A 15,781-nucleotide genomic window follows, 5' to 3' on the forward strand; every position below is an offset into this window, starting at 1 on the left:
CGTACGCCCGGTTATGCGGCCGGCTCCGCGAGGGTAGCGACGAGCACGGCCTTGATGGTGTGCAGCCGGTTCTCGGCCTCGTCGAAGACGACGGAGTGCTCGGACTCGAACACCTCGTCCGTCACCTCCAGCGAATCCAGCCCGTGCCGCTCGTGGATCTCCCGGGCCACCTTGGTGCCGAGGTCGTGGAACGCCGGCAGGCAGTGCATGAACTTCACCTGCGGGTTCCCGGTGGCGCGCAGCACGTCCATGGTGACGGCGTACGGACTCAGCGCCTCGATGCGCTCGTCCCAGACCTCCTTGGGCTCCCCCATGGACACCCAGATGTCGGTCACCACGAAGTCGGCCTGCCCGACGCCCTCGTCCAGGTCCTCGGTGAGCGTGATCCGGGCGCCACTGGCGGCCGCCAGCTCACGCGCCGCGGCCACCACGGGCGCGGCCGGCCAGTAGTGCTCGGGCGCCACGATGCGTACGTCCATGCCCAGCAGCGCGCCCGTCACCAGGTACGAGTTGCCCATGTTGAATCGGGCGTCGCCGAGGTAGGCGAAGGCGATCCGCTCCAGCGGCTTGGTGCAGTGCTCGGTCATCGTGAGCACGTCGGCCAGCATCTGGGTGGGGTGCCAGTCGTCGGTGAGGCCGTTGAAGACGGGCACGCCGGCGTGGGTGGCGAGCTGCTCGACGGCGTCCTGCGCGTCGCCCCGGTACTGGATGCCGTCGAACATCCGGCCCAGCACCCGCGCCGTGTCCTTGACGGATTCCTTGTGGCCCATCTGGGAGCCGGAGGGGTCGAGGTACGTGGTGTGGGCGCCCTGGTCGGCGGCGGCGACCTCGAAGGCGCAGCGGGTGCGCGTGGAGGTCTTCTCGAAGATCAGGGCGATGTTCTTGCCCTGGAGCCGGCGCCGTTCGGTCCCGGCCTTCTTCGCCGCCTTGAGTTCGGCGGCCAGCTCGACCAGGCCGCGGAACTCGGCGGCGGTGAAGTCGAGCTCCTTGAGGAAACTGCGGCCGACAAGATCGGTGGCCATGGGGGCGCTCCAGAGTCACGGTGACAGGGGATGCTGGAAGTCTATACGACGGCCTGTATTGATATACAGAGCCTTCCCGTACGGACCCGGGGCCCGGCCTTCCTGGCCTCCCCCGCCCGCCCCGCACCCCCTGGCCCACCCCTCCTTCCGGCCGGCCTGGCCGGCTAGCCGACCGCGTCCCGCTCCACCGGGCAGCTCATGCAGCGCGGGCCGCCCCGCCCCCGCCCCAGCTCGCTGCCCGGGATCTCGATCACCTCGATGCCCTGCTTGCGCAGGTGGGTGTTGGTCGTGACGTTCCGCTCGTACGCGACGACCACCCCGGGCTCCACGGCCAGCACGTTGCAGCCGTCGTCCCACTGCTCGCGCTCGGCGGCGTGCACGTCCTGGGTGGCCGTGAGCACCCGGATCGCGTCCAGCCCGAGGGCGGCGGCGATGGCGCGGTGCATGTGCTCCGGCGGGTGGTCGGTCACCTTCAGCTCGCTCGCGCCGTCGCCCGGCTCGATCGTGTAGGAGCGCAGCATGCCCAGGCCCGCGTACTGGGTGAACGTATCGGCGTCGACCATCGTCATCACCGTGTCCAGGTGCATGAAGGCACGCCGCTTGGGCATGTCGAGCGCCACGATCGTCTTCGCCGACCCGGCGGCGAACAGTCCGCGCGCCAGCATCTCCACCGCCTGCGGGGTGGTCCGCTCGCTCATCCCGATCAGCACCGCGCCGTTGCCGATGACCAGGACGTCGCCGCCCTCGATGGTGGAGGGGTAGTCGGCCTGCCCCTGGGACCAGGTGTGGAAGGGCCCGGAGCCGGTGAAGAGCGGGTGGTGCTTGTAAATGGCCTCGAAGTGCACGGTCTCGCGCTGCCGGGCCGGCCAGCGCATCGCGTTGATGGACACCCCGTCGTAGATCCAGGCGGAGGTGTCCCGGGTGAAGAGGTGGTTCGGCAGCGGCCCCAGCAGGAAACCGTCCAGGTCCAGGGCGTGGAAGCGGACCGACACCGGCTCCGCGTGCCGCTCCAGGAACTCCCGCTTGGTCATCCCGCCGATCAGCGCCTCGGCCAGGTCCGCCGAGGACAGTCCGTCGAAGACCGCCCGCAGGTGGCCGGTGGCGAGCGGACCGTACTCCTTCTCGTCGAAGACCCGGTCCAGGACGAGGTGTCTCGCCTCCGGGATCTCCAGGGACTCCACCAGCAGGTCTCCGAAGAGGTGCACCTCCACGCCCCGGTCGCGCAGGACGTCGGCGAAGCCGTCGTGCTCCTGGCGGGCCCTGCGCACCCACAGCACGTCGTCGAAGAGCAGCGCGTCCTTGTTGCTCGGTGTGAGGCGCTTCAGCTCCAGGTCGGGCCGGTGGAGGATGACGCGGCGAAGCCGCCCGGTCTCGGAATCGACATGGAATCCCATGCCGTACACGTTCGCAGACCGGGCGGCTTTTTGACGTGGCGTCGGCTCAGCGGGTTCGGACCGCCGCATCCGGCGGCGGGCGGGGGCCCGCCGGTTCAGCGCAGGCCGAGCAGGGCCTCCGGGGTGCCGGTGACGTCCGGGGCGATGACGCCCAGCGCGGGGGCGGTCACGTTCGGCAGCCCGTAGTTGGACCCGTCGGGCATGGACAGCGGGGAGCCGACGAGCAGTCCCGGGGTGCGGGTGCGCATCGTGGTCGCGGGGGCGTCCAGCGAGCCCTCGCCGTCCGTCTCGGGCTTTCCGGCCAGGTTCGGCACCGGGGAGGTGAGGACGGTGTCGCCGAGCTCGGTGCCGATCGGCACCGCCGGGAGCAGGGGGGTCGGCAGCATGTCGCCCTTGTGGAAGCGGGGCGCCTCGGGTGCTCCGACCACCGGCACCGGCACTCCGGTGGCCACGTGCGGGACGTCCACGCCGAGCGTGGTCCGCACCGCGTCCAGGGGGACTCCCACCGGCACCGCGTCGGCCATGGCCGGGGTGGCCGCGCCTGCCGCGGCCATACAGGTCATGAGTGCCGCAATGCTTCCGCGCGCGGTCATCTTCATAGGTGACGTTCCGTCCTTCCAGGGTCGCGGACATTCCGCTGCCCTGGATGAACGATCCCGCCGGTGGTTTTCCCGGAGTTCTCCGCGAAAGTTCCCCCATACGACCTAATGCGCGGCCGTACGGGGGCCCTTCCTTGACGCCGGGCGGTGCGGCCGGGACGCCCCCGCGCCGTCAGAGCCGCGGGTCCACCGGCTCCGACTCCAGCGCGAGGACGGCGAAGACCGCCTCGTGGACCCGCCACAGCGGCTCCCCGGCCGCCAGCCGGTCCAGGGACTCCAGGCCCAGCGCGTACTCGCGCAGCGCGAGCGAGCGCTTGTGCCCGAGGTGGCGCCCGCGCAGCCGCTCCAGGTGGTCCGGACGCGTGTACTCGGGACCGTAGATGATCCGCAGGTACTCGCGTCCGCGCACCTTCACCCCGGGCTGCACGAGCCGGCCCTTGCCGTCCTTGGCGTACGCCTGGAGCGGTTTGACGACCATGCCCTCGCCGCCGGCGGCCGTCAGCTCCAGCCACCAGTCGGTGCCCGCCCGTACCGAGGCCTCGTCGGCGGTGTCCACCAGGATCCGGCCGGTGCGGCGCAGCAGTCCGGTCCCGGCGGCCTCGTCTGCCGCGACGAGCCGGTCCAGCCAGAACAGCTGCTCGTCGTGGGGTACGGCGGCCAGCGAGCGCCCGGCCGCCGCCAGCAGCTGGAACGGGGCGAACCGTACGCCGTCCAGCCCGTCGGTGCTCCAGCAGTAGCGCCGGTACGCCTCGGTGAACTTCGCCGCGTCCGCGGCCCGCCCGCGCTGGCGCTCCAGCAGCTCCCCGGTGTCCACGCCCCGGGCCGCGGCCGCCTCCAGGGCGGCGAGGGCGTCCGGGAAGACGGCACCGGAGGCCGCGCCCACGGCGGCGTACTGGTTGCGCAGCAGGCCGCCGGACTTCAGCGACCAGGGCAGCAGTTCGCCGTCGACGAGCAGCCAGTCGGTGTCGAGCTCCTCCCACAGCCCGGAGTCGGTGACCGCCGAGCGGAGCCGGGCGAGGACCTCCTCGGTGACCTCGGGGTCCTTGAAGAAGGGCCGGCCGGTGCGGGTGTACACGGAGCCGGTGGGGCCGTCGACCCCGAACCGCTCGCGGGCCACGGTGGCGTCCTTGCAGATCAGCACGGTGGCCCGGGAGCCCATGTGCTTCTCCTCGCAGACGACCTGGGCGATGCCGTCCTTGCGGTACTGCGCGAAGGCCTCGGCGGGGTGCTCCAGGTGACCCTTCTCCGCGGAGGTGGCCGTCGGCGCCATGGTCGGCGGGAGGTACGGCACCAGGCGCGGGTCCACGGCGAAGCGGCTCATCACCTCCAGGGCGGCGGCCGCGTTCTCCTCGCGGACGTTGACGTTGCCCAGGTGCCGGGTCTCGACGATCCGGCGGCCGTGGACGTCGGCCAGGTCGAGCGGGCGGCCGTCGTGTCCGCCCGGCACCTCGGTGACGAGCGGCTTGACCGGCTCGTACCAGACCTTCTCGGCCGGTACGTCGACGAGCTCGCGCTCGGGCCAGCGCAGGGCGGTCATCTTCCCGCCGAAGACGGCTCCGGTGTCGAGGCAGATGGTGTTGTTGATCCAGGCGGTGTTCGGGACCGGTGTGTGGCCGTAGACCACGACGGCCTTGCCCCGGTAGTCCTCGGCCCACGGGTGGCGCACGGGCAGCCCGAACTCGTCGGTCTCCCCCGTAGTCTCCCCGTACAGGGCGTGCGAGCGCACCCGGCCGGAGGTGCGGCCGTGGTACTTCTCGGGCAGCCCGGCGTGGCAGACCACGAGCTTGCCGCCGTCCAGGACGTAGTGGCTGACCAGGCCCTGGATGAAGGTGCGGACCTCCTGGACGAACTCCTCCGGCTCCCCGGCGAGCTGCTCGACCGTCTCGGCGAGGCCGTGGGTGTGCTGGACCTTGGAGCCCTTGAGATAGCGGCCGAGCTTGTTCTCGTGGTTCCCGGGCACGCACAGGGCGTTGCCGGAGCCGACCATGCCCATCACCCGGCGCAGGACGCCGGGGCTGTCCGGGCCGCGGTCGACGAGGTCGCCGACGAACACGGCGGTGCGGCCGTCGGGGTGGGCGCCGTCCTGGTAGCCGAGCTTGGCGAGCAGGGTCTCCAGCTCGGAGGCACAGCCGTGGATGTCCCCGATGATGTCGAAGGGGCCGGTGAGGTGGGTGAGGTCGTTGAAGCGCTTCTCCAGGACCACCTCGGCCGACTCCACCTCCTCGGGCGTGCGCAGCACGTGCACCTTGCGGAAGCCCTCGCGCTCCAGCCCGCGCAGCGAGCGCCGCAGGTCGCGGCGGTGGCGCTGGATGACGGCGCGCGGCAGCTTCGCCCGCTCGGGGCGGGCCGCGTTGCGCTCCGCGCAGACCTCTTCGGGCAGGTCGAGGACGATCGCGATGGGCAGCACGTCGTACGCGCGGGCGAGCTGGACCAACTGCCGGCGGGACTCGGCCTGCACGCTGGTGGCGTCGACCACGGTGAGGCGGCCCGCGGCGAGCCGCTTGCCCGCGATGTAGTGCAGGACCTCGAAGGCGTCCTTGCTGGCGCCCTGGTCGTTCTCGTCGTCGGCGACCAGGCCCCGGCAGTAGTCGGAGGAGATGACCTCGGTGGGCTTGAAGTGCGTGCGGGCGAAGGTGGACTTGCCCGAACCGGTGGCGCCGATCAGGACGACGAGGGACAGGTCGGTGACGGGAAGTACGCGCTTGCGGCCCGTGGTGCCGGTCGCGTCGGTGGTGTCCGTGGTGTCGGTCGTGTCGGTGGTCATGCTGCCTCGCCCTCCTTCGGGGTGTCGGTGGCCTCGGTGGTGCTGGTGGTTTCCGTGGTGCCGGTGTTCAGGGTGAAGACGGCCATCTGGGTCGGCGGCCCGACCTCCGGGTCGTCGTCGCCGACGGGCAGGTACGCGACGCCGTAGCCGTGCCGGGAGGCGACGTCGCCGGCCCAGGCCCGGAACTCCTCGCGGGTCCACTCGAAGCGGTGGTCGCCGTGCCGGACGTGCCCGGCGGGCAGCGACTCCCAGCGGACGTTGTACTCGACGTTCGGGGTGGTCACGAGGACCGTGCGGGGGCGGGCCGAGCCGAACACCGCGTACTCCAGGGCGGGCAGCCGCTCCGGGTCCAGGTGCTCGATGACCTCGCTGAGCACGGCCGCGTCGTAACCCGTGAGCCGCTTGTCGGTGTAGGCGAGCGAGCCCTGCATCAGGCGGACGCGGGAACTCTGGCGCTCCCCCATCCGCTCCAGCCGCAGCCGCTTCGCGGCGACGTTCAGCGCCCGGACGGACACGTCCACGCCGACGATCTCGGTGTACGCGGGCTGCTTGAGCAGCGCCTGCACCAACTGGCCCTGGCCGCAGCCCAGGTCGAGGACGCGGGCGGCGCCGGCGGCGCCCAGCGCGGCGAGGATCGCCTCGCGGCGCAGCACCGCGAGCGGGACGGGCTTGTCCTCGGTATCACTCGTCTCGTCGACCGCGTTGTCGAGCTCCTCCACCTCGCTGCCGTCCGCCTCCGCGAGGCGTACCAGTTCGAGGCGCTCCAGGGCGTCCTGGGTCAGCCGCTTGTGGCGGGCCAGGTAGCGGGAGGTGATCAGTCCGCTCTCCGGGTGGTCGGCGAGCCAGCCCTCTCCGGCGCGCAGCAGCTTGTCCACCTCGTCGGAGGCGATCCAGTAGTGCTTGGAGTCGTCCAGGACCGGCAGCAGGACGTACAGGCCGCGCAGCGCGTCGGACAGGCGCAGCTCGCCCTCCAGGACGAGGCGTACGTAGCGGGAGTCGCCCCACTCCGGGAAGGTCTCGTCGAGCGGGAGCGGGGTGGCGGTGACCGACGCCCAGCCGAGCGGGGCGAACAGCCGGCGCACGAGCTCGGCGCCGCCCCGGGCGGGCAGGACCGGGATCTCGATGCGCAGCGGGCGCACCTCGTCGGGCAGCTCGGGGCGGGCCGCGCACTGCCCCTTCAGCGCGTTGCGGAACACGCCGCTCAGGGCGACGGCCAGCAGCGAGGAGGCGGCGTAGGGGCGGTCGTTGACGTACTGCGCGAGCGCGGCGTCCGGGGTGCCGCTCTGGCCCTTGCCCTGGCCCCGCCGCACGAGCGCGACGGGATCCACCTCCAGGAGCAGACCCGCCGTGCACCGCTCGTCCGTGGCTTCGGGGTAGAAGACGTGGGCGGTGCCGTGGGAGGTGGAGAACGCCTGCGCCTTGCCGGGGTGCTTGTGCAGCAGGAAGCCCAGGTCGGTGGCGGGGCGCTCGGGGGAACCGGTGGTGGAGATCGTCAGGAACACACGGGCGATTGTTGCTGGTCACCGGTGTTGCCCGCGCCCTATTTTCCGGGGGCGCCTCCCGTCGGCGCACCGACGCGGTGTGCCCCTTGCTGCTTGCGGACCGGTCAGATGGTGACCGGTCCGCGGGCGGTGGCGAACTCGACCGAGACCAGGCCCGGTTCCTCGTCCTCGACCCAGGTGACGTCGATCTGGTCGAGGGGATGGTCGGCCGGTTCGCCGAGGAATTCGGCGATGGAGGCGGCGTCGCCGGCGATGGAGACCCCGTGGATGGTGGTGGGGGTGCGCGGGTCGGCGCTCGGGCGCTCGTCGAGGGGGACCGCCCACTGGAGGAAGTAGGGCAGTTGCGGGTCCTCCATCAGTTCCAGGAGGCCGATCTGCTTCCACCGCAGGTCGAACCCGTCGGGACGGACCCGGTGGCCCTCGGACGAGGCGCGGCCGAGGCGGGCCTCGACGGAGGCCATGTCCTCGACGGAGACCACCCAGCCGAGCCAGCCGCCGCCCTCGGCGGCGCGGCGCGCGACGGCCTGGCCGAAGGGCGCGCGGTCGGCGGCGGGGTGGTCGAGCGTGGTGACGACCTCGACGTAGGTGCCGCCGCTCAGCGGGAGGATGAAGTTGCGGGTGCCGAATCGCGGGTGCACACCCCCGTCGACGAACCCGCCGCCGAGGGCCGATCCGATCCACTGGACGGTGGAGACGAAGCTGTCGCGGGCCACCGCATAGGACACATGATCAAGGCGCACGCCGCCATCATCACGCGGTGACCCGCACAAATCCCGACGCCACGCCCGTCGCCCCGACTGCGCAGGGCGCGCAGGGCGCGCATGCCGCGCAGGGCGGACCGGCTCTAGGCCGGACCGGCCGGCTCCTCGCGATCCCGTTCGGGTGTGCAGTGGCGCACGATGGAGGCGATCACGTCGTCCAGTCCCTGCCCGGCGGTTTCGGGCGGCAGCACCCCGCTCGCGGCCAGGCCGATGTAGCCGTGCAGCGGTGCGAAGACCGTCAGGGTCACCCGGTCCAGCGGCCCCTCGCGGACCTCGCCGCGGCGCTGGCCTTCGCCGACCAGCTCCAGGATCTGCCCGCCCCACCGTTCGGCGGCCGCGCCCAGCGCCTCGGAGGCCTCCGGGCTGTGCTTGGCCGAGAACATCAGGTCGAGCAGGGCCGCGTTGTCCGTGGCGAAGCCGACGTAGGTGCGGGCCACGGCGTCCAGCCGCGCGGCGAAGGTCGCCCCCGCGGCTTCCCGGGCGGCGGCGAGGGACTCGACGAGCCGCTCGAAGCCGCCGAGCGCCAGGGCGTCCAGCAGGGCCTGCTTGCTCTTGAAGTGGCGGCTGGGCGCACCGGGGCTCACTCCGAGGTCGCGGGCCAGTTCCCGCAGGGAGAGCGCGCCCGCGCCCCGCTCGCGCACCGTCTGCTCGGCCCGGTCGAGCAGGGCGGCGGCGAGATCTCCGTGGTGGTACGGGCGCTTCGTCATGGGCCCAGCCTATCGGCGCGCTGATCACATTGTAAGCATTGCCTACATTGTGATCAGCGCATACATTGGGGGGAGGACTCCACCCTTTCCCCCGGGAGCACTCATGTCACGCAAGCCCATCGGCATCACCGTCCCCGATCTCTCCGGACAGCGCGCCGTGGTCACCGGAGCCAGCGACGGCATCGGCCTCGGGATCGCCACCCGGCTCGCCGCGGCCGGAGCCGACGTGCTGCTGCCCGTCCGCAACCCGGCCAAGGGCGAGCGGGCGATCGCCCGGATCAAGCAGGCGGCCCCCGCGGCGAAGGTCCGGCTGCACTCCCTCGACCTGTCCGCGCTCGACTCGGTCGCGGACCTCGGCGAGACCCTGCGCGCAGAGGGCCTGCCGATCCACATCCTCGTCAACAACGCCGGCGTGATGACCCCGCCCGACCGGCAGACGACCGCCGACGGGTTCGAGCTGCAGCTCGGCACCAACCACCTCGGCCACTTCGCCCTGGTGGCCCACCTGCTGCCGCTGCTGCGCGCCGGGCGGGCCCGCGTGACCTCGCAGATCAGCATCTCCGCCAACAGCAACTCCATCAACTGGCAGGACATGAACTGGGAACGCTCGTACAAGGGCACCCACGCCTACAGCCAGTCGAAGATCGCGTGCGGGCTCTTCGGACTCGAACTCGACCGGCGCAGCCGGGCGGGCGGCTGGGGCATCACGAGCAACCTCGCCCACCCCGGCGTCGCCCCGACCAGCCTGCTCGCCGCGCGCCCCGAGATCGGCCGCGCCAAGGACACCGTGGGCGTCAAGCTGATCCGCACCCTGTCCGCCCGCGGCATCCTGCTCGGAACCGTCGAGAGCGCACAACTCCCGGCCCTCTACGCGGCGACGGCCGCCGCATCCGAAGGCGCCCGCTTCTACGGGCCGAGCGGCCCGGGACACCTGGGCGGACCCCCTGCCGAGCAGAAGCTCTACTCCCGCCTGCGCAGCACCGAGGACGCCCGGCGCATGTGGAAGGCCTCGGAGGAGCTGACGAAGGTGTCGTTCCCCGCCGCCTGAGGGCCCCGCGAGGGCGGCCCAAAGGGTGATGACGTATCCATCATGACAGGTCAGAGGCGGTTTTCGTAGGACGGACGGCACAGCCGATCAACCTTGTCCGGGGCCCTGCGCGGATCACAGAATCTCCCTCATGAATCCCACGGAGAACATCAATCACGACGCCGTGCTGCGCGCCCGGGTGGCGCTCCTCGGATCGGGCACGCTGCCCGTCCGGGAGCGGGTGGCCGCCTATCGCGTCCTCGTCCGTGTGAGTCCGTTGGCCTATCTGCCCCTGCTGGCGGCCGCGTTGTTCGCGTACAGCCGTCAGGAATTCGCCCACCGGCCCGGGATAGCGCTCGCCCTGCGCGCCGAGTCCGTGGCCGCCGCGCGCCGGATGTGCGTGCTGGAACCAGAGGAGACCCAACTGCTCGTCACCGCGCTGGTGCACTACCGCGAACAGCTGCTCCTGACGGAGCGTCCGGAGGAACTCGCGGCGGTGGAAGCCGAGATCCGCACGCTCGCCGCCTCGGGCGGCGGATCGCCGGGCGTGCGCTGGGACCTCAGCGGAGCGTAGCGGCCAGGGCCGCGATCCGGTCGGGGCCGATGCGGCAGCAGCCGCCGATGAGGCGGGCTCCGGCGTCCCGCCAGGCGTCCGTGGGCCAGGGGACCGGGGTGACGGGGGCCCGCCAGGTGGCGGTGGCGGGCTCCCAGACCGAGCCGTCGTTGGGGTAGGCCACCAGCGGGGTACCGGTGACGGCGACGGCCGCTTCGAGGGCGGGCAGCACCTCCGCCGGGTCACAGCAGTTCACGCCGACGGCGATGACCTGCGGGGAAGCGGCGGCGAGGGCGAAGGCCTCGGGCAGGGGCTGCCCGGCCCGGGTGCGGCCGTCCGCCACCGTGTAGCTCAGCCAGGCGCGGGCGCCGGTCTCCGCGAGCACGGTGAGCAGGGCTTCGGCCTCCAGGGTGTCCGGGACGGTCTCCAGGGCCAGGACGTCGGGGCCCTCGGCCAGCAGCGCCTCGATCCGGGGCCGGTGGAAGACGGCCAGCTCCCGCACGCTCAGCCCGTACCGGCCGCGGTACTCGGAGCCGTCCGCCAGCACCGCGCCGTACGGGCCCACGGACGCGGCGACCCACACCCCGTGCTCCGCGGCCCGGGCCGCGGCCGCGGCCAGCCGCACGCTGCGCCGCAGCAGGGCGGCGGAGCGCTGCGGGCCGTGGCCGTGGCGGGCGGAGGCGGCGTACCCCACCTGGTAGCCGGAGGTGATCAGCACCTCGGCGCCGGCCCGCACGTAGGCCGTGTGGGCGGCCGTCACCTGCTCCGGGCGTTCGGCGAGGACCCGGCCCGTCCACTGGCCGCCGGACAGGTCGCAGCCCTGGTCGGCGAGCTGGTTGCTCAGCCCGCCGTCCAGGAGCACCGTCCGCCCGCCGGGGCCGTTCAGGGCCTCGGCGAGCGGCAGGGAAGCGCGGGGCACGGTGGCCGCCCCGTCAGCCGAGCTGGGACTGGACCCGGGAGGAGATCAGCTCCAGGTGGTCCAGATCGCCGAGGTCGAGCAGCTGGAGGTAGAGGCGGGAGGAGCCGACCGCCCCGTAGGCCCCGATCCGGTCCACCACCTCGGCCGGGGAGCCGGCCAGGCCGTTGGCCTTGAGCTCCGCCACGTCCCGGCCGATGGCCGCCGCCCGCCGGGCCACCTCGGCGTCGTCCTTGCCCACGCACACGACGAGCGCGTTGGAGTAGACGAGGTCGCCGGGCTTGCGGCCGGCCAGCTCCGCGGCCGCGCGGACCCGGCCGAACTGCCGCTCGCTGTCCGCGATCGAGGCGAAGGGCATGTTGAACTCGTCCGCGTACCGGGCGGCCAGCCGCGGGGTGCGCTTCGCGCCGTGGCCGCCGATCAGGACCGGGATCTTGTCCTGGGCCGGCTTGGGCAGCGCCGGGGAGTTCTCCACCTGGTAGTGGACGCCCGCGTAGTCGAAGGTGGCGCCGGGCGCGGTGGCCCACAGTCCGGTGACGATCTCCAGCTGCTCCTCGAGCCGTGCGAGGCGCTCGGCAGGGAAGGGAATTCCGTACGCCTTGTGCTCCTCCTCGAACCAGCCCGCGCCCAGACCGAGTTCGATCCGGCCGCCCGACATCTGGTCGACCTGCGCAACCTGGATGGCGAGCACGCCGGGCAGCCGGAAGGTACCGGCCGTCATCAGCGTGCCCAGCCGGATGCGCTTGGTCTCGCGGGCCAGGCCGGCCAGGGTGATCCAGGCATCGGTGGGACCGGGCAGTCCGTCGGCCGTACCCATGCGCAGGTAGTGGTCCGAACGGAAGAAGGCGTCGAAGCCCAGGTCCTCGGTGGCCTTGGCGACGCTCAGGAGGGTGTCGTAGCTCGCGCCCTGCTGGGGCTCGGTGAAGATACGGAGATCCATGGCTCCATCCTGCCCCTTCGACCCCGGCCGGGTGAATCTGCGTCAACCGGACGCTCCTCGCCGCCCGCGCCAGTGACCAGCCCGGATGGGGATCGTTGGCTCGGACGGAGCCGGACCGCCCGGCCCGCGCGCCGGCGGCCTTCGCCGGTGCGTCCACCGCCCCCTTCCGCCCCGGAAGGGCCAGGGCCGAGGAGGCCGCCATGTCCCAGGAGTCCGCACCGGAGACCCTCCGGCAATCGCGTCAGGACTGCCAGACCGGACAGGCAGCGCACGACCACGCACGCCAGGAGTCCGCGGTACCCGCCCAGGGCGGCGCGCCGAAGGGCCTGCTGCAGCAGATGGAAGAGCTGATGGCGGCGCTGAACGCCGACCTCTCCCAGCTCGACGCCGACCTCCAGTCCTCCACCGACCGCAGCCCCGCCGCTCCGCTGCCCCAGGGCGGCCGCACCCCGGAGAGCGAAGACCGCCCGTCCTACCGGTCCTTCTGACCGCCCGGGTCCCGTCGCGCGCGGCGGGACCCCACCGAAGCACCCCGGCTCAGGCCACGCCGGAAGCGGATCCCCGCTCGCGCACGGACATCCGGCGCAGGATCGCCCGGACCCGGTCGCTCGACTCGTCGGCCGCGTCTATCGACTCTATGCACTGCCAGTACAGACTCTCGTCGTCCGTCCCGCAGGCCACCCCGACCAGCGCTATGCCCACTTCACCGAGCAGCGCCTGGAGCCCGAGCAGCGCCTGCCGGGCGTCCGTCACTTCGGTCAACTGCGCAGCCCTGGGCGGGAGATCGGGCGCATAGCCCTCTCCGCGCAGAGCCGCCCGGTCGAGCACCCCGCAGCCCCTGGCGCCCGCTTCGCCCAGCCCCCGCGCCTCCGATCTCAGCTCCGGCGGTCCGGTGACCGCCAGCCAGCTCCCGATGCCCTGGGCGAGGGCCTGCGCCTGCCAGGCCTCGCCCACGATGTCCCATGCAGCCCCGCTCTGCGCCAGCGCGTGCCGGCCGGCTGCGATGAGCCGTACCGCGTCCATATGCCGTCCCCCGTCCGCACGACATCTTGCCGTTCTCTCCACTACCCAGAGTGAGGGCAACGGGCCGGTAAAGCCAGGGGTATTCGGAAATTGTGGACACCGAAGATGGTTGTGGATGTCGCCATCACTCCGAAGAGTGACGGTCTGCCCCCGATGTGCCCGGGACGGGGAACCTCAGCTCGTTCCGGTCGATCTTCGCGGCGAGCGCATCCAGCACATCGATCCCCAGGACCTCACAGAACTGCAGCAGGTAGGCGAGCACGTCCGCCACCTCATCGGCCACTCTGTGCGCGGTGTCGGGCTTCTCCATGACGGCGGCGGACTGTTCCGGTGTCAGCCACTGGAAGATCTCGACCAGTTCGGAGGCCTCGACGCTCAGCGCCACCGCCAGGTTCTTCGGCGTGTGGAAGGGCTCCCACCCGCGCGCCGCCGCGAACTCCGCGAGCCGCCGCTGGAGCCGGTCGATCCGCTCGCCGGCCCCTTCCTCTCCCCCGGTCACTCCACGCTCTTCTCTCATGCCCCCAGGTCTACCACCGAGACCCCCGCGAGCCCGCGTGCGGCCTTCGCGCAGGCCTCGCCCGCCGAGGCGGCCAGCCTGACCTGCCCGCGCCCGCACGCCAGTACGGCCAGCCGCAACAGCTCGGCGGTCTGCCGGCCGTCCAGGTCCCGGTCGAAGCCGTCGGCGAGCACGGCCAGCGCCTGGCGCGCGGTGGGCAGTTCGGCCGCCGGATCCACGTCCAGCACCCCGGGCCCGGTCAGCAGCACCAGCGCGAGGGCGAGGAAGCGCAGCTCGCCGGCGCCCAGCCGGGCCAGCTCGGTGGCGGGCCTCGACGGGCCCCGGTCGAGCAGGCCGGTGACCGGGCCGCCCTCGGGCGCCCGTACGTCCAGCCCGGCCACCCACCCCGCGCACCCGGTCCGGGCGGCCCCGGTCAGCAGTCCGTACCGGGTGCCGCACTCCAGACGGGTCCGGCGCAGTACGTCGGCCAGATTGGCGCAGTCGGCCAGCAGCCGCCCCTCCCCCGCGGCGACGGGCTCCCGCATCCGCTCCGGGCGGGGGTCGCAGGGGAACACCGAGCGCAGCGCGACGACCACTTGCTCGGCGGCGGCCAGCACCTGCCGCTGCCCCTCGGTGGCCCCGGCCACGCGCAGCGGGAGCAGTGCGGTCCCGAGCCGGTCGTCCGGCAGGGGGGCCCGGGTGAAGCCGGTGGCCCCGCCGGTCAGCCAGGCCGCCTGGACGGACCGCCGTCCGGGGTCGCGCAGTGCGGTGGCGAGGAGCACCCGCCCGTCCACCGAGAGCCGTTCGCCGACGATCCGCAGCGCGGGCTCCGCCTGGACGGCGAGGTCGAGCCGGACCGGCCCGGCGGGGCCGTCCACCGTGCAGCCGATCCGGAAACCCCGGCGCCGCTCGGCGTCGGGCACCGCCCGGTCGGGGATCCGCGCCCGCGGGTCGGGGAACACCTCCTCCAGGGTGGCCCCGGCCCCCAGGGCGGCGAGCGCCCCGTAGGCCTCCAGCACCTGCGACTTGCCGCTCCCGCTCGGCCCGGCGAAGAGCGTGACCGGCCCGAGCGCGAAGCGGGCCCCGCGGTGCCTGCCATAGGCGGAGAGCCGCAACTCGGTCACGGCCGGCCGCACATAAGCGCCGCCCGCGGCGGGCGCAGCGGGACCTGGAGCCGGGACGGAGACCGGGCCGGGTCCCGAACCCTGCACCGGGACCTGCGCCGGAACGCGGGCCGGGGCGGGGGCCGGGGTCAGGGCCTGGACCGAGGCCGGAGCCGGAACCGACAACGGAGCGGCGCGAGGAGCCGGGGCCCGGCCCACTGCTAAGCCCGGACCGTCGAACACGCCGGCACCCGCCGAGGCGGCGGGCACGGCCGACGCGGCGGGCACGGCCGCGGGTACGACCGCAGGCGCCGCGGAGGTGGCCGGTGCGGCGGGAGGCGACGCGGGCACGGCTGCGGCGGGCGTCGTGAGGGGGGAGGTCATGCGCGGGACGGTACGGGGCGCCGGACCCCCCGTGGGTGCGGCGAACCGTTCCGCCCGCGGGACCTTCCTACGATCGGGGGACGGCCGCGGCCGCGATCCCCTCCACCTCGGTCCCTACGGGTGCCAGCAGGAAGACGTTGCGGTCGACCCGGTGCATCCCGCTGCCCAGGCCGAAGACCACGCCGCTGCTGAAGTCCAGGATCCGCTTGGCCACTTCGCCGTCCGCGCCCGTGAGGTCCAGCAGCACCGGGATCTGCGCGATCAGGTACTCCGCCACCTCCCGCGCGTCCGCGAAGACCTGGACCCGGATCACCACGAAGCGCCGCTGCTCCGCCGCGGACGCCCCCGGAACCGTGGGGATCGTGCGGTGATCCACCCGGGAGGGCCACTCGTTGCGACTCCGCAGGGGGACCACCTGCGCGAGCCCCTCCCACTGTTCGTCGGTGACGTCGTACCTGCTCACCAGGCCGCCTCGGCCTTGCGCTTCATGTGCATCCCCCCATCCTCTCGCGTTTCACCCGTTCAGCCCAACACCGACACGAGGCAGCTGAGACACCCCCTGCGAGCCGGCTCCGGCTACCCCTCAGCCC

At 73.1% G+C, this 15,781-nt stretch carries 16 protein-coding genes; 3 read left to right on the plus strand and 13 right to left on the minus strand.

Annotated elements, in window-relative coordinates; translation table 11 throughout:
- Positions 1-11: 11 nt before the first annotated feature.
- The 7 genes from argF to ACIA8F_RS10525 form a co-directional block, all read right to left on the minus strand.
- On the minus strand, positions 12-1,022 hold the full coding sequence (gene argF / locus ACIA8F_RS10495) for an ornithine carbamoyltransferase (RefSeq protein WP_399377888.1): 1,011 nt from the start codon (positions 1,020-1,022) through the stop codon (positions 12-14).
- A gap of 164 nt (positions 1,023-1,186) precedes the next feature.
- On the minus strand, positions 1,187-2,416 hold the full coding sequence (locus ACIA8F_RS10500; RefSeq protein ID WP_399377889.1) for an arginine deiminase: 1,230 nt from the start codon (positions 2,414-2,416) through the stop codon (positions 1,187-1,189).
- 95 nt (positions 2,417-2,511) lie between these two features.
- On the minus strand, positions 2,512-2,979 hold the full coding sequence (locus tag ACIA8F_RS10505; RefSeq protein WP_399377890.1) for a hypothetical protein: 468 nt from the start codon (positions 2,977-2,979) through the stop codon (positions 2,512-2,514).
- 208 nt (positions 2,980-3,187) lie between these two features.
- Positions 3,188-5,779 carry a polynucleotide kinase-phosphatase gene (locus ACIA8F_RS10510; RefSeq protein ID WP_399377891.1) on the minus strand — a complete coding sequence of 864 codons (2,592 nt, stop codon included), beginning with the start codon at positions 5,777-5,779 and terminating at the stop codon, positions 3,188-3,190.
- Positions 5,776-7,281, minus strand: coding sequence for a 3' terminal RNA ribose 2'-O-methyltransferase Hen1 (locus tag ACIA8F_RS10515; RefSeq protein ID WP_399377892.1), 1,506 nt, complete (start codon positions 7,279-7,281; stop codon positions 5,776-5,778). The genes ACIA8F_RS10510 and ACIA8F_RS10515 overlap by 4 nt, the downstream gene beginning before the upstream one ends.
- 104 nt (positions 7,282-7,385) lie before the next feature.
- Positions 7,386-8,021, minus strand: a complete 636-nt coding sequence (locus ACIA8F_RS10520; RefSeq protein WP_399377893.1) for a VOC family protein — start codon at positions 8,019-8,021, stop codon at positions 7,386-7,388.
- Positions 8,022-8,125: 104 nt separating this feature from the next.
- Complete coding sequence (locus tag ACIA8F_RS10525; RefSeq protein ID WP_399377894.1) at positions 8,126-8,749, minus strand: TetR/AcrR family transcriptional regulator; 624 nt, start codon at positions 8,747-8,749, stop codon at positions 8,126-8,128.
- A gap of 103 nt (positions 8,750-8,852) precedes the next feature.
- On the opposite strand from ACIA8F_RS10525, the gene ACIA8F_RS10530 reads away from it, so the two are divergent.
- Positions 8,853-9,797 (plus strand): SDR family oxidoreductase, encoded by a 945-nt coding sequence (locus ACIA8F_RS10530; protein ID WP_399377895.1) that lies wholly within the window; start codon positions 8,853-8,855, stop codon positions 9,795-9,797.
- 130 nt (positions 9,798-9,927) lie between these two features.
- A complete protein-coding gene (locus ACIA8F_RS10535) occupies positions 9,928-10,350 on the plus strand; it encodes a hypothetical protein (RefSeq protein ID WP_399377896.1) in 423 nt (140 codons plus the stop codon).
- On the opposite strand, the gene mmuM is transcribed toward ACIA8F_RS10535, so the two are convergent.
- Positions 10,337-11,248 carry a homocysteine S-methyltransferase gene (mmuM, locus tag ACIA8F_RS10540; protein WP_399377897.1) on the minus strand — a complete coding sequence of 304 codons (912 nt, stop codon included), beginning with the start codon at positions 11,246-11,248 and terminating at the stop codon, positions 10,337-10,339. The two genes, ACIA8F_RS10535 and mmuM, sit on opposite strands and share 14 nt — an antisense overlap.
- A 13-nt stretch (positions 11,249-11,261) precedes the next feature.
- Positions 11,262-12,185, minus strand: coding sequence for an LLM class F420-dependent oxidoreductase (locus ACIA8F_RS10545; RefSeq protein ID WP_399377898.1), 924 nt, complete (start codon positions 12,183-12,185; stop codon positions 11,262-11,264).
- A 200-nt stretch (positions 12,186-12,385) separates the two neighbouring features.
- Here ACIA8F_RS10545 and ACIA8F_RS10550 point away from each other — a divergent pair, with 200 nt between their 5' ends.
- Positions 12,386-12,673, plus strand: a complete 288-nt coding sequence (locus ACIA8F_RS10550) for a hypothetical protein (protein ID WP_383949611.1) — start codon at positions 12,386-12,388, stop codon at positions 12,671-12,673.
- Positions 12,674-12,722: 49 nt separating this feature from the next.
- Here ACIA8F_RS10550 and ACIA8F_RS10555 read toward each other — a convergent pair whose 3' ends face one another.
- The 4 genes from ACIA8F_RS10555 to ACIA8F_RS10570 all read right to left on the minus strand — a co-directional run bounded on the left by ACIA8F_RS10555 (position 12,723) and on the right by ACIA8F_RS10570 (position 15,654).
- Positions 12,723-13,208, minus strand: coding sequence for a DUF6099 family protein (locus ACIA8F_RS10555; RefSeq protein WP_399377899.1), 486 nt, complete (start codon positions 13,206-13,208; stop codon positions 12,723-12,725).
- Between the two features lie 124 nt (positions 13,209-13,332).
- On the minus strand, positions 13,333-13,725 hold the full coding sequence (locus tag ACIA8F_RS10560) for a nucleotide pyrophosphohydrolase (protein ID WP_399377900.1): 393 nt from the start codon (positions 13,723-13,725) through the stop codon (positions 13,333-13,335).
- Positions 13,722-14,993: an ATP-binding protein gene (locus tag ACIA8F_RS10565; protein ID WP_399377901.1), complete on the minus strand. Its 1,272-nt coding sequence runs from the start codon at positions 14,991-14,993 to the stop codon at positions 13,722-13,724. Before ACIA8F_RS10565 ends, ACIA8F_RS10560 begins: the two co-directional genes overlap by 4 nt.
- A 265-nt stretch (positions 14,994-15,258) precedes the next feature.
- The gene (locus ACIA8F_RS10570; protein ID WP_250742110.1) at positions 15,259-15,654 is read right to left on the minus strand and encodes a cell division protein SepF; all 396 of its coding nucleotides are present in this window, start codon (positions 15,652-15,654) and stop codon (positions 15,259-15,261) included.
- Positions 15,655-15,781 lie beyond the last annotated feature (127 nt).

The organism is Streptomyces sp. NPDC051563 (assembly GCF_044454225.1).
Taxonomy (GTDB): Bacteria; Actinomycetota; Actinomycetes; order Streptomycetales; family Streptomycetaceae; genus Streptomyces.

Coding starts and splice junctions, on each gene's coding strand:
- argF (WP_399377888.1), bottom strand. CDS start 1,022: ATGGCCACCGATCTTGTCGGCCGCAGTTTCCTCAAGGAGCTCGACTTC.
- ACIA8F_RS10555 (WP_399377899.1), bottom strand. CDS start 13,208: ATGGACGCGGTACGGCTCATCGCAGCCGGCCGGCACGCGCTGGCGCAG.
- ACIA8F_RS10510 (WP_399377891.1), bottom strand. CDS start 5,779: ATGACCACCGACACGACCGACACCACGGACACCACCGACGCGACCGGC.
- ACIA8F_RS10505 (WP_399377890.1), bottom strand. CDS start 2,979: ATGACCTGTATGGCCGCGGCAGGCGCGGCCACCCCGGCCATGGCCGAC.
- ACIA8F_RS10560 (WP_399377900.1), bottom strand. CDS start 13,725: ATGAGAGAAGAGCGTGGAGTGACCGGGGGAGAGGAAGGGGCCGGCGAG.
- ACIA8F_RS10525 (WP_399377894.1), bottom strand. CDS start 8,749: ATGACGAAGCGCCCGTACCACCACGGAGATCTCGCCGCCGCCCTGCTC.
- ACIA8F_RS10550 (WP_383949611.1), top strand. CDS start 12,386: ATGTCCCAGGAGTCCGCACCGGAGACCCTCCGGCAATCGCGTCAGGAC.
- ACIA8F_RS10535 (WP_399377896.1), top strand. CDS start 9,928: ATGAATCCCACGGAGAACATCAATCACGACGCCGTGCTGCGCGCCCGG.
- ACIA8F_RS10500 (WP_399377889.1), bottom strand. CDS start 2,416: ATGGGATTCCATGTCGATTCCGAGACCGGGCGGCTTCGCCGCGTCATC.
- ACIA8F_RS10545 (WP_399377898.1), bottom strand. CDS start 12,185: ATGGATCTCCGTATCTTCACCGAGCCCCAGCAGGGCGCGAGCTACGAC.
- ACIA8F_RS10530 (WP_399377895.1), top strand. CDS start 8,853: ATGTCACGCAAGCCCATCGGCATCACCGTCCCCGATCTCTCCGGACAG.